Source organism: [Rhizobium] kunmingense (genome assembly GCF_977018605.1).
On sequence record NZ_CDRNXG010000001.1, the window covers coordinates 3,311,014 to 3,323,272 of the forward strand.

Annotated in this window: 13 protein-coding genes; 7 read left to right on the forward strand and 6 right to left on the reverse strand. The window is 61.4% G+C overall.

The window, feature by feature from the left end; translation table 11 throughout:
- The first annotated feature begins 68 nt into the window (after nucleotides 1-68).
- A complete protein-coding gene (locus tag AC0JZ4_RS16025) occupies nucleotides 69-740 on the forward strand; it encodes a hypothetical protein (protein ID WP_471887336.1) in 672 nt (223 codons plus the stop codon).
- Nucleotides 741-776: 36 nt separating this feature from the next.
- Entirely contained in the window at nucleotides 777-1,250 is a 474-nt protein-coding gene (locus AC0JZ4_RS16030; RefSeq protein WP_471887337.1) for a DUF1203 domain-containing protein, read from the forward strand.
- An 84-nt stretch (nucleotides 1,251-1,334) separates the two neighbouring features.
- On the opposite strand, the gene AC0JZ4_RS16035 is transcribed toward AC0JZ4_RS16030, so the two are convergent.
- Nucleotides 1,335-2,024 carry a PadR family transcriptional regulator gene (locus AC0JZ4_RS16035; RefSeq protein ID WP_471887338.1) on the reverse strand — a complete coding sequence of 230 codons (690 nt, stop codon included), beginning with the start codon at nucleotides 2,022-2,024 and terminating at the stop codon, nucleotides 1,335-1,337.
- 167 nt (nucleotides 2,025-2,191) lie between these two features.
- Nucleotides 2,192-3,310: an alanine dehydrogenase gene (gene ald / locus AC0JZ4_RS16040; protein WP_471887339.1), complete on the reverse strand. Its 1,119-nt coding sequence runs from the start codon at nucleotides 3,308-3,310 to the stop codon at nucleotides 2,192-2,194.
- 153 nt (nucleotides 3,311-3,463) lie between these two features.
- Here ald and AC0JZ4_RS16045 point away from each other — a divergent pair, with 153 nt between their 5' ends.
- Nucleotides 3,464-3,925: an Lrp/AsnC family transcriptional regulator gene (locus tag AC0JZ4_RS16045; protein WP_471887340.1), complete on the forward strand. Its 462-nt coding sequence runs from the start codon at nucleotides 3,464-3,466 to the stop codon at nucleotides 3,923-3,925.
- Here the strand turns inward: AC0JZ4_RS16045 and AC0JZ4_RS16050 are convergent.
- Nucleotides 3,920-4,753: an EamA family transporter gene (locus AC0JZ4_RS16050; RefSeq protein WP_471887341.1), complete on the reverse strand. Its 834-nt coding sequence runs from the start codon at nucleotides 4,751-4,753 to the stop codon at nucleotides 3,920-3,922. The genes AC0JZ4_RS16045 and AC0JZ4_RS16050 overlap by 6 nt on opposite strands.
- Before the next feature lie 215 nt (nucleotides 4,754-4,968).
- Here AC0JZ4_RS16050 and AC0JZ4_RS16055 point away from each other — a divergent pair, with 215 nt between their 5' ends.
- A complete protein-coding gene (locus tag AC0JZ4_RS16055; protein WP_471887342.1) occupies nucleotides 4,969-5,307 on the forward strand; it encodes a PilZ domain-containing protein in 339 nt (112 codons plus the stop codon).
- Between the two features lie 7 nt (nucleotides 5,308-5,314).
- Here the strand turns inward: AC0JZ4_RS16055 and AC0JZ4_RS16060 are convergent, their stop codons facing one another.
- Nucleotides 5,315-6,028: a hypothetical protein gene (locus AC0JZ4_RS16060; protein ID WP_471887343.1), complete on the reverse strand. Its 714-nt coding sequence runs from the start codon at nucleotides 6,026-6,028 to the stop codon at nucleotides 5,315-5,317.
- Nucleotides 6,029-6,190: 162 nt separating this feature from the next.
- On the opposite strand from AC0JZ4_RS16060, the gene AC0JZ4_RS16065 reads away from it, so the two are divergent.
- A complete protein-coding gene (locus AC0JZ4_RS16065) occupies nucleotides 6,191-8,179 on the forward strand; it encodes a bifunctional 2',3'-cyclic-nucleotide 2'-phosphodiesterase/3'-nucleotidase (RefSeq protein WP_471887344.1) in 1,989 nt (662 codons plus the stop codon).
- A gap of 184 nt (nucleotides 8,180-8,363) precedes the next feature.
- On the forward strand, nucleotides 8,364-9,200 hold the full coding sequence (locus AC0JZ4_RS16070; protein ID WP_471887345.1) for a PhzF family phenazine biosynthesis protein: 837 nt from the start codon (nucleotides 8,364-8,366) through the stop codon (nucleotides 9,198-9,200).
- 14 nt (nucleotides 9,201-9,214) lie between these two features.
- Here AC0JZ4_RS16070 and AC0JZ4_RS16075 read toward each other — a convergent pair whose 3' ends face one another.
- On the reverse strand, nucleotides 9,215-10,183 hold the full coding sequence (locus AC0JZ4_RS16075; RefSeq protein WP_471887346.1) for a LysR family transcriptional regulator: 969 nt from the start codon (nucleotides 10,181-10,183) through the stop codon (nucleotides 9,215-9,217).
- 153 nt (nucleotides 10,184-10,336) lie between these two features.
- Between AC0JZ4_RS16075 and AC0JZ4_RS16080 the strand changes: the two genes are divergently transcribed.
- Nucleotides 10,337-10,954: an FMN-dependent NADH-azoreductase gene (locus tag AC0JZ4_RS16080; RefSeq protein WP_471887347.1), complete on the forward strand. Its 618-nt coding sequence runs from the start codon at nucleotides 10,337-10,339 to the stop codon at nucleotides 10,952-10,954.
- A gap of 18 nt (nucleotides 10,955-10,972) precedes the next feature.
- Here AC0JZ4_RS16080 and AC0JZ4_RS16085 read toward each other — a convergent pair whose 3' ends face one another.
- Entirely contained in the window at nucleotides 10,973-12,244 is a 1,272-nt protein-coding gene (locus AC0JZ4_RS16085) for a GGDEF domain-containing protein (protein ID WP_471887914.1), read from the reverse strand.
- Nucleotides 12,245-12,259 lie beyond the last annotated feature (15 nt).

The window sequence follows — 12,259 nt, forward strand, 5'->3', positions numbered from 1 at the left end:
GGATGAGGAAGCTGGGGATTGCGGCCTTTGCGGTTGCCGACGACATGCGACTGTCATATTGCGGGCAGATGAACAGGCCAGCATGGCGCCCTTGCGCCACCATTCTTCTCAGCTTTTCCGTCATTCTTCTTGCGGCCTCTTATCCGCTGTCACTTGCCCTGCCATCCTCGTGGGGCCATGAGAACCAGCCGGTCGAAAACGCCCAGGTCGTGTTGATAGGCCTGGGTCTTGCTGCGTCGATCCTGTTCTTCGTCCAGGAAAAAGAGCCCGTGCGCTGGTTCGGACTTGCGGCTGCGCCCATTCTGCTCGTCCTGATCGGGCGTGAACTCAGTTGGGGCGCAGTGTTCTTCGATCCGACCAGCATGGGCGACCACGGGCCGCTGTTTGCCTCGCGGTTCCTCTGGTACAAGCCGGCTGTCGCACCTGTCGTGGCAGCCCTGATCGTCACGACGATCGTGATCATCATCATGAAACGGCTTGCACTGCTCGGCCTTGCATTGCTGAAGCAGCGCCGGATACCCTTCATGTCGCTGCTTTTGACGGCTGTCGGAATGCTCATCTCAACCGCTGCGGAAGGCCATATGCCGCTAATGCCGCTGGGCGACTGGATGGATGGCAATGCCGCACAGTTGCTGGAGGAACTCGCCGAGCTTTGCGCCTATCTGGCGATGATCGCCGGCCTGTTTTTCATCTTCGACGACCTGTGCGCGCAGGAAACGGGTGGCGAAGCCTCACGCTAGGCCGCATCCAGGGGCTCCCATTCCAAGGAGCCCGCCATGTCGTCGATCCGTTTCACCGCCATGCCCAGCGTCGAAGCCGCCCATCTGTGGAACGGCGGCACCGACGCCTATCAACGCCTGCCCGAAACCGCCTTATCAGACGGTCCCGGCCATCCCTGCCGCCATTGCCTGAAGAATATCGATGCCGGCGAGCGATATCTGATCCTTGCCTATCGCCCTTTCCCGGCGCTGCAACCCTATGCGGAAACCGGACCGATCTTCCTGCATGCGGCCCCTTGCGAGCGCTATATATGCGACGCACCTCTGCCGCCGATCCTCGAAAGCCCCGACTATATCGTTCGCGGCTATGGCGAGGGCGACCGGATCGTCTATGGCAGCGGTGCAGTGACGCCGACCGCAGACATACCGGCAAGGGCCGCCGAGCTGCTGTCGCGTTCAGACATCGCCTATCTGCATGTCCGCTCGGCGCGCAACAACTGCTACCAGTGCCGAATCGATGCCGTCGTCTGAAAAACCGCTGGACATTCCCCTCAAAAAGAAAGGCACGCCGCCCGGAGTGGACGGCGTGCCTTTTCTCGTAACGGGTCCGAAGCCTCAGTTGCGCATCGGATTATCAGTATCGTCCTTGCGGTCGAGATCTTCCGCCACCTGCAGCAGCAGCCGGACGATCCCACCCGCCTTCTTCTCATCCGCGGCAATTTTGGCAGCGATGACTTCGCGCAGGTTCAATAGGGCGGAGTCTATGCTGCGCGGCAGGTCCGGCCCGCGTTCGCCACTGCGATGCTCGGCACGTTCCTGGCGCTGCTTGATCCGCTCGGCGAGGTCCGACAGGCGATCGAGGATCGTCGCGGCAAAGCTGCGGTTTTCATCGAGATGGGCGCGCCCCTCGTCGGTGATCGAATAGCGCTTCTTGTTGCCATCGGCCTCCGAGGCCACGTAACCGGCTTCCTCGAGATAGGTCAGCGTCGGATAGATGACGCCCGGGCTCGGCGCATAGAATCCGTGGGTCATGTCCTCGATATGCTTGATGATCTCGTAGCCATGGCGAGGCTCCTTCTCGATCAGGGCCAGAACCAGAAGCCGCAGATCTCCCTGCATCAGAAAACGGCCGATACGGCCATCGCCGTCATCGCCGAAACCGCGACCACCGCCGCGTCCGTCCCGGCCGGGACCGCCGAAACCACGACCGAAGGGGCCTCCGCGCGTAGCGAGGAATTCCTCGAAGCCGCGCCGATTGCGGTGCTCGCCACATCCATGGCGGCCGCCGAATTTGTGTCCAAACATGATATATCTCCTAAGACTGTCTTTCGATATATCTAAAGATAGTCTTATCGGCGAAAACCACAATATCTTCGACATATCTAAATCATATCGAATTGATTTTGCGCGCAAAAAAATGCCGAATGCGCGAGCACCCGGCATTTCCATGAGCATCCGCGGCTTGAGGCGGATCACGCGACGTTCAGCAGGCTTTCGGCAGCGAATGCGTCATAGCCAAGCGCTTCGGCCACCGGCCGGTTGGTGACGCGTCCCTTATGGACGTTCAGGCCGTTGCGCAGATGCCGGTCCTCGGCAATCGCGCGTAAGCCATGATCCGCGAGCGCAAGCCCGTGCTGCAGCGTTGCGTTGTTGAGCGCATGGGCGGATGTCACCGGCACCGCGCCCGGCATGTTGGCGACGCAATAATGGACGATGCCGTCGACCTCGTAGGTCGGGTCGGAATGGGTTGTGGCATGGGAGGTCTCGAAGCACCCGCCCTGATCGATCGCGACATCGACCATGACGGCACCCTTTTTCATGCCCGACAGCATCTCCCGGCTGACGAGTTTCGGAGCCGCCGCACCGGGGATCAGCACCGCACCGATGACGAGATCGGCCGAAAACACCTCGTCCTCCAGCGCGTCGATCGTCGAATAGCGAGTATGGACGCGGCCACCGAACAGGTCGTCGAGCTGGCGCAGGCGCGGCAGCGAGCGGTCGAGGATAGAGACGTCGGCTCCGAGGCCGGCCGCCATGCGCGCCGCGTGCAGGCCGACAACACCGCCGCCGATGACCGTCACCTTTGCGGGCAACACGCCCGGTACGCCGCCGAGCAGGATGCCGCGCCCGCCATTGGCCTTTTGCAGCGCGGTTGCACCTGCCTGGATCGCCAGCCGGCCGGCGACTTCCGACATCGGCGCCAGAAGCGGCAGGCCACCGCGCTCGTCTGTCACCGTCTCATAGGCGACAGCCGTCACACCCGAGGCCAGCAGGCCCTTGGTCTGTTCCGGGTCTGGAGCCAGATGCAGGTAGGTATAGAGGATCTGGCCTTCGCGCAGCTGCACCCATTCGCCCGGCTGCGGCTCCTTGACCTTCACCACCATGTCGGATCTTTCAAAGATTTCCTTCGCCGTACCGACGATTTTTGCGCCGGCGGCCTGATATGCAGCGTCATCGGCGCCGATCCCGGCGCCAGCCTTCGTCTCGATCAGCACCTCATGGCCATGCGCCACATATTCGCGCACGGCGCCGGGGGTGAGGCCGACACGGTATTCATGGTTCTTGATTTCCTTCGGGCATCCGACACGCATCGGGCATTCCTCTCAGTTTCGGTCTTTAACCGTTGTTGTTCCCGAGAAAATCACACCAGAAACGCGACGGAATGTCCTTGCGAAGACGAATTGCGGGAGCACCGTTTTTCGCAGACAATTGCGTCAAAAGGTAAAATACGGGAGGAAACACGAATGCGCGGGTTCGACGCTATCGATCATGCGATCATGCGCACGCTGCAGGCGAATGGCCGGATCTCCAACGCGGAGCTTGCTGAACGGGTGGGCCTGTCACCGTCAGCCTGTTCACGGCGGCTCGACATACTGGAAAAGAACGGCACGATCAGCGGCTATTACGCCCGTCTCTCCAATGCCGCGCTCGACTTCAAGATGATGGCAATCGTGCATATCTCGCTGTCGGGTCAGTTCGCCAGGACGCTTGCCGAATTCGAGGCGGCGGTCAAACTCTGCCCCAACGTGCTGGTCTGCTACCTGATGTCGGGCGAATACGACTATATCCTGCGCGTCGCGGCAAAGGATCTGGAAGACTACGAGCGCATTCACCGCGACTGGCTGTCCGCCCTGCCGCATGTGGTGAAGATCAATTCCAGCTTCTCGCTGCGCGAGGTCATCGACCGGCCGAATGTCGGCCTATGAGACGCCGATCAGGATCGCGCCGATCGCCACCGTGATGCAGGCGATAATGCGCTTGCGCGTCAGCCTCTCGCCGAGGAACCGCCAGCCGATCAGGGCAGCGAAGACGACGCTCGTCTCGCGCAGCGCCGAGACCGGTCCCGCCGGTGCCATGGAATAGGCGACCAGCACCGTGCCATAGGAGCAGAGCGACACCAGCCCGCCACCGATCGCCTTGCGGGTTTCGGGCGAACCCAGATCGACGCGAAGCGGGCCACGCATGATCCAGTAGGCGGCGGTCAGAAGAATGCCCGGAAGAATGAAGACCCAGGCGATATAGGAGACGCGCGCACCGGCAACCCGGATGCCGATCGCATCGACGGTAGAGTAGCCGGCAATCGCCACACCCGTCGCCAGCGCAAACAGCATGGACGAGCCTGAGGCCTTGCCACGCCCGAGCGCCAGCACGACGATGCCGACCACGATCGACAGGACACCCAGCATGGCGAGCGGCGACAGGACCTCGCCGATCAGCAGAAAACTCGCTGCCGTGACGAGAAGCGGCGCACTGCCGCGAATGATCGGATAGACCTGCCCCAGTTCGCCATGCCTGTAAGCCGCAACCAGCAGCAGTCCATAGGCGACCTGAAACGCCGACGAGCCGAGGATGTAGGGCCAGGCATCGGCCACCGGTAGCGGAAAGATCAGTGCCACCGGCAGGGCGGCGACGGTGATGGCGAGGTTCATCACCGTCATCATCCAGAAGCGATCCGCGCCGGAGCGCAGAAAGGCATTCCAGCTGGCATGAAGGATGGCGGCAAACAGGGCCAGCAGCACAACGGACGTGCTCATCGCGCCCCTGCCCCGACCGCACCGTCATGCAACCCCGATCGCTTCCGTTCACTTACCGTCACGCTGGAATCACTCCCGTTCCACACGCTTCCATTCGCGCCCAAGCGCTGAGGAAGTAAAGCGGAGGCGAAGTGATTTGCTACAATTTTACGACGATAGCTAAACGCGTTTCAATTCCTGTCAGATATGACTTGTCGCAAGACAGGAGAATTCCGATGCCGGCAAACAATCTGAATATGAAGGTCCGCTCGTCCCCGAGGCGCAAGACGCGCATTGCCGGCACGATGCGCTATTACGGACAGGCGATCAGCGGCCGCGTCGTCGATCTGTCGCCCAACGGTCTGGCGCTCGATCTGGCCGCGCCGTTTTCAGGCGCTGCCGGCAGCCCGGTGAAGGTCGAAAGCGAAGAACTCGGCGCTCTCGAAGGCACCGTCAAATGGTGCCATGACGGACGGATCGGCATCCAGTTCCGCCCCAACACCAACGCCGCCGCCCAGGTCGCCGCCTATTTCCGCTTCTTCCATCAGGACATCAAGCCGGTGCTGAAGCGGTAGTTCGGGGTTACATGCCGGGCGTAACCTTGACGTCGAAGTCATAGGGTTGGATCGATTTATTGCCGAACGTGCGCCAGAGGTCATTGGTAATGTTGCGTTCACGATCCACCTGAAGGTTAAGTTCACCGCCTACCTGTCCGGCCTTGAATTGATCGAGCGGTATAACGGCAGAGTTTGTTCCCGGCGCCCACAAAATAATCTCGTCAGCATCCGGTGGAACTGTCACTGTTTTTGAGCCTTCGCCGGTCGCTAGCGGAGCAGTGGACAGCAAGCTGCCGTCTGAACGAAAGATTTTCAGTTCGCAGGCAAGGCACCCAGAAGCGCCTCCCGGCGCAACATTCAGCTGATAGCCGCCCGGCATGGTTGGCGGCGCTTGGGCGTAAGCGGAATTTATCCCGAGCTGCCATCTGGCGCTAAGTCTTACGACCGTATTATTCGCGCCGTCAGCGCTGCTACCTGCCGCCGCAGTAATCAAGCCGGGGGCGGACACTCCGATCACCAAAGCTTTCCAGTGATCGGTTTCCTTGTGCGCGAGCGCAACTATAGCACCAAGCAGGAAAAAGCAGATGGAACCGAACAGAAACATCAGAAATGCCGTCTGAACATCCGGCCCGTAGAACCCGCCGTATCCTTTGCCAACTATAAAGTCTTTCGCCTTGTCGACCAGGATGGGGCAGAGTCCACCAAAGCCTCCGAATAACAAAGTCGCAATCCGCCACATGGCCTCCCCCTATGATTGTCACGCCCAACGAAATCCATCACCGATTGCATTTCCAAGCAATACATTTTATAGTTGCGCCCGCGTGTACCCCCTTGATTTTGGTGATGCATGCCCAGGAGAATGGGCCTAGTGTCGCGGCGAATGATGAAAGAGGGAGATGTCATGTCGCTGTTTCACCCGTCCTCGACGATCTCGCGCCGCAGCGTGCTCGGCGGTATCGCCGCCTCCTCGGCGCTCGTTGCGCTGCATCCGTTCGCGGCGCGCGCTCAGGCCAATCAGGCGCATCTGAGGATCATGGAAACCACCGACATACATGTCCATGTCTTCCCATACGACTATTACGCCGACAGGCCGAACGATACGCTCGGCCTTGCCCGCACCGCCTCGCTGATCGACGCGATCCGCGCCGAGGCCGGCAATTCGCTGCTCGTCGACAACGGCGATTTCCTACAGGGCAATCCGCTCGGCGACTATATCGCCTATGAGCGCGGCATGAAGGATGGCGACAGCCATCCCGTCGTCACCGCCATGAACGTGCTCGGCTATGATGTCGGAACACTCGGAAACCACGAGTTCAACTACGGCCTCGACTTCATGTTCAAGGCGCTATCCGGTGCATCGCATCCTTACGTTTGTGCGAATCTTACCAAGGGTGTGCTGGCATCCGATGCTAAACAGGATGAGCTTTTCTTCAAGCCCTACGTGATCCTCGAGCGGCAGATCCGCGACGGCTCCGGAGCGACGTCTCCGATCAAGGTCGGCGTTATCGGCTTCGTGCCGCCGCAGATCATGGTCTGGGATGCCAAGAACCTCGAAGGCCGGGCACAGACGCGCGACATCGTCGATGCGGCCAAGGCCTGGGTGCCTCAGATGAAGGAGGAAGGCGCGGATATCGTCATCGCTCTTTCCCATTCCGGCATCGACGGCGCGGGACAGAGCGAGCGGATGGAGAACGCCTCGCTCTACCTCGCCGGCGTCGAGGGCATAGACGCAGTGTTTACCGGTCACCAGCATCTCGTCTTCCCCGGCCCGAGAGATTTCGACGGCATTGCCGGCGTCGATGCCAGGAATGGCACGCTGATGGGCAAGCCCGCCGTGATGGGCGGTTTCTGGGGTTCGCATATGGGGCTGATCGACCTTCTTCTCGAAAAAGAGGGCAACAGCTGGAAGATCATCTCCTCGACCTCCGAGGCGAGGCCCATCTATCACCGCGACGACAACCGCCGTATCGTCGCCGACGTTGCCGACACGCCGGAGGTTCTGGCCTCGGTGAAGGCCGAGCACGAGGCAACCCTCGCCTATGTGCGCCGCCCTGTCGGCAAGACCTCGGCGCCGCTCTACTCCTATTTTGCGCTGATCGCCGACGATCCGTCGGTGCAGATCGTCTCCAATGCCCAGACCTGGTACGTCAAGGACATGCTGAAGGACGGTGCATACAAGGATTATCCGGTGCTTTCGGCTGCCGCCCCGTTCAAGACCGGCGGTCGCGGCGGCGCCGAATATTATACCGACGTGCCGACCGGCGACATCGCCATCAGGAATGTCGCCGACCTCTACCTTTACCCGAACACCGTGCAGGCGGTGCTGGTGACCGGCGCACAGGTAAAGAACTGGCTGGAAATGTCGGCGGGCATGTTCAACAAGGTGGATCCGGGCGCCAAGGATGCGCCGCTTCTGGCCGACGGCTTCCCATCCTACAATTTCGACGTCATCGATGGCGTGACCTACCGTATCGACCTGTCGCAGCCCGCCCGTTTCGACAGGGACGGAACGCTGATCAATGAAAACTCCAACCGTATAACCGACTTGAGCTTCGACGGAAAACCGATTGATCCGGAACAAAAATTCGTCGTCGCAACAAACAACTATCGTGCCGGCGGCGGCGGCAAGTTTCCGGAGATCGCCGGCGACAAGGTGATCTTCGTCGCGCCCGATACGAACCGCGACGTCATCGTCCGCTACATCCTCGAACAGGGCGAGATCAATCCGTCCGCCGACGACAACTGGTCGTTCAAGCCGCAGCCCGGCACGACGGCCGTGTTCGAAACGGGGCCGAAAGGCCGCACGTTCGCCGGGGAGATCAAGGGCGCAAAAATCGAGGATGCCGGCGACGGCGAAAACGGGTTTGCAAAGTTCCGGCTGGTGCTCTAGCGACGGGAGCCCACCCCGACCAAAGGCTTGTCAGGGCTTGCCCCGCGGACCCGCTGCAACGACCTGTGGCAGGTCGTCAGGGTAGGAAGAACAATATAGCGAGGTGGGCCAGCCGGAGGCGCCCTATCCACCCTGTCGACTGCCGCCGAAACGAGCCTTGCCCAACAACCGAAATGTGATCCCGATGCCCTCATACCCCTTTCAGCAGGTCGACGTCTTCTCCGCCCAGCCGATGCGCGGCAATCCGCTCGCCGTCGTCATCGGCGCCGATGGCCTGTCGGATGCGCAGATGCAGTCCTTCGCCAACTGGACCAATCTCAGCGAGACGACCTTCCTGCTCGCCCCAACCGATCCGGCCGCGCATTACCGCGTGCGCATCTTCACGCCGACGCAGGAATTGCCGTTTGCCGGCCACCCGACGCTCGGCAGCGCGCATGTGTGGCTGAGCCAGGCCGATGACGCTCCGCAGGGCGAGATCGTGCAGGAATGCGGCGCAGGCCTCGTGCGCATCCGCCGCGACGGAAGCCGCCTCGCCTTCGCCGCACCGCCGCTGAAGCGCTCAGGCCCGGTCGATCCGGCACTCGTCGAACAGATCGCGCGCGGCATCGGCCTGCCAACCTCGATGATCAAGGCGTCGAACTGGTGCGAAAACGGCCCGGACTGGATCGGCGTGCTTCTGCCCACACGGGCGGATGTGCTGGCGGTGAAGCCGGACTATTCCATTCTCGCCGGCACGCGGGTCGGCCTCGTCGGCCCGTTCGAGCCGGTGCAGGATGGAACGGCCGCTCAGTTAGAGGTGCGCGCCTTCACCCGCAACGGCTACGAGGATCCGGTGACGGGAAGTCTGAATGCCGGCCTTGCCCAGTGGCTGATCGGTTCCGGTGTCGCTCCGGATCATTATGTTGCCGCACAGGGCACCGCGCTCGGCCGCGCCGGCAGGGTTCATGTCGACAAGATCGGCGACGACATCTGGGTCGGCGGCGAAGTCGCGACATGCATTTCCGGCACGCTGACGCTTTGAGTTAGCCAGCTCGCCTATTCGGCCGCCTGCGGAAATTCATCCGCCGCGCCGCCTTTCAATACAGCCATCAGATCGACCTTGTTCGGGCATGTGGAGAGCTTGGCGGCAAAGCTGTCGATCAGCCATTGCCCGGCCGGCCCGGGCGGATTGGCGGCTTTGCGCAGTGAGTAAAGCGGATACTCGCCCTGCTCGTAGGCGTCGAGTTCCAGCGCCACGAGATCGCCCTTGGCGATATCCTCGCGCACCAGCGAAACCGGCAATCCGCCCCAGCCGAGACCACCCTTGATCAGCTGGTATTTCGTCGCGATATCGCTCACCCGCCAGATCTTGTAGGAAAGGACGTTGAAGTTGCGGCCGGCGGTAATGCCCGATGCGTCTGTGACGACAAGCTGTGTTTCGTCGCGCACATCCGACAGGTTCAACGGCCGGCCGAGTTTGACCAGAGGATGGTCGGCGGCGGCGACCGGCACCATGAAGGCATGGCCGATCTTCTCGCTCACCAGACTGTCGTCCTGCTTCAAAAGCGCGCCGCCAATGCCGATGCTCGCCCGATCGCTCAGCACCATCTCCATCACCATGCCGAGTTCGCCGACATTGAGGTTCAGCGCCACGCTCGGAAAGATCTCGCGGAACTTGCGAAGCTCGCTCACCATCGCGTCGGCCGGCACCATGACGCTGATCGCCAGTGAAAGCTCGGCCTCGAGCCCCTGGCGAATACTCTTTGCTCGTGAGCGCATCACCTGCAGGTCGGCGACGATGCGGCGTGCGTCCGCCAGCATCGCCCTGCCCGCATCCGTCAGCTTCGGCTGGCGCGCACCGCTGCGCTCGAACAGCGAGACTTCCAGCTGCCCTTCCAGATTGGAGATCGTGTAGCTGACCACTGATTGAGCCCGGTTCAGGGCGCGGGCGGCAGCGGAAAAGCTACCCGTCTCGGCTGCGGCAATAAAGACTTGCAGCTGATCAAGTGTCGGATTTGCATCCATGAGACCTATCCAGATTTTCGATAAGAACCTTCGATATTATCCCCGTTTTATCGATGATGGTCCACTCCTATTTGTGACGTGAAACGAGTCCTCCAGTCTCGCCCGGCATCCGCTAACGTGCTCAACAGCTAACACAATCAGGGAATTGGCATCATGTCCTCGATCCTCCTCGTCACCTCCAGCCCGCGCGGCGCAGATTCGCTTTCGACCAAGATCGCTAGCGAATTCGTCGATAAGCTGAAGGTACAGAACGCGAATGCAACCGTGGCACACCGTGATCTCGGCGCGAACCCGATCGCGCATCTCGACACGGTCACAACCTCGGCCATCAAGAAGCAGCCGGCAGACCGCACGGCTGACGAGGCCGCAGCCGTCGTCACCTCGGACGCACTGACCGCCGAGCTTCTGGCCGCCGATACCGTGGTCCTCGCTACCGGCCTGATCAACTTCAACATCTACTCGACGCTGAAGAGCTGGATCGACAACGTCGCCCGCGCCGGCCTGACCTTCCGCTACACCGCAGAAGGCCCGGAGGGGCTCGCCAAGAACAAGAAGGTCTATGTCGTGCTGTCGGCCGCCGGCGTCTATTCCGATGGCCCGGCCAAGGGCATGGACCACGCCGTACCGTATCTGAAGACCGTTCTCGCCTTCATGGGCATGACCGATGTCGAAGTCATCTATGTCGAAGGCACTGCCTTCGGTCCGGAAGCGCTGGAAAAGGCGATCGCCTCCGCCCAGGAACGCACCCAGCAGCTGGCACTGGCTGCCTGATCCAGACGATCAGGCCGATCACACCAGATCGGCCTCGAACTTTCCAGAACGGCCGTGAACCGCATCACGGCCGTTATTTTTTGCGCTGTAGAGCCGTTCGTCGGCGCGGCCTAGAAGCAGGTCGAGGCTGCGGCCATCCTCCGGCGCTGTCGCGACCCCAACCGATACGGTGAGCTTGGAGCCGTCCGGGCGCGCCACGCAGGCGGTAACGTCGCGGCGCAGGCGATCGGCGATCTGCAGGGCCGACTGATGGTCGGCATCGGCCAGCAGCAGGACGAATTCCTCGCCGCCGAAGCGCGACAGGTGATCGCCGGAACGGGCGCTCCTGGCCAGACAGGCTGCCAGCTCCTTCAAAACGACATCACCGTGCTGGTGACCGAAGCGGTCGTTGATGGCCTTGAAATGATCTGCATCGACGATGATCATGCTGATCGGCTTGCCGCGAACGATGTGCTCGCGCAGCAGTTCCGGTCCGTCCGTCTCGTAGCGGCCGCGATCGAGAACACCTGTCAGTCCGTCCACTCCGGCCTTCGCCAGCAGTGCCTGATAGCGCTCGCGGAAGGTCAGGTCGTGGAAGATGTCCTTGATCTGGCGGGACGAGGCAGACCAGCGCTCGTTCTGGTCGATCCGCAGATAGATGGCGAAAAGGGCGCTATAGATGATCAGAGAGAACAGCTTGGCATACCAGCCGCCGAAGAAGACCGCGATCGGCACGTCTAGCAAAACGTGCAGCACGGTGAAGAAACCGACCTGATCGAAAGTGAGGATGATCGCGCCACTGATGGCAAAGCGGGCGACGACATTCTCGGTTATCTTGCCGAGCCGCTCGTAGAGAAGGATGATGGCGATGGCATCGATATAGAGAATGGTCGTGCCCCAGACCATCAGCCAGCCCATCTCGTCGAGAAAGCCCATGTCGGCGGCGCGACCGCCGGGCAGCGTCACTGCCGAATGCGCCTGCAGGATCTGGGCCAGGCCAACGGTCAGGAGATTGCCGAGCAGCAGGCCGTAGATCGGCTGACGCACGGTCGCGGCATCCTCCTTGATGTAGAGCATCAGGATCATCATCAGCTTGCCGGCGAAGAAGACCGAAGAACCGGGGGAAACGGTGCCGAACGGCAGCTGGACGTAAAAGACCGCCGCCAGATAGGTCTCCATGAAGTGCATGACGCCGAGCGCGGCGAGAAAGACACCGAGGCCGAGCGGTCGACGGAAATGCAGGAAGGCGGTCATGACGGCGAAGTAGACAATCGCCTCGATCACGAACATGCCCAGATTAAGCCATTGCATGGGAAGTCCCTGTCC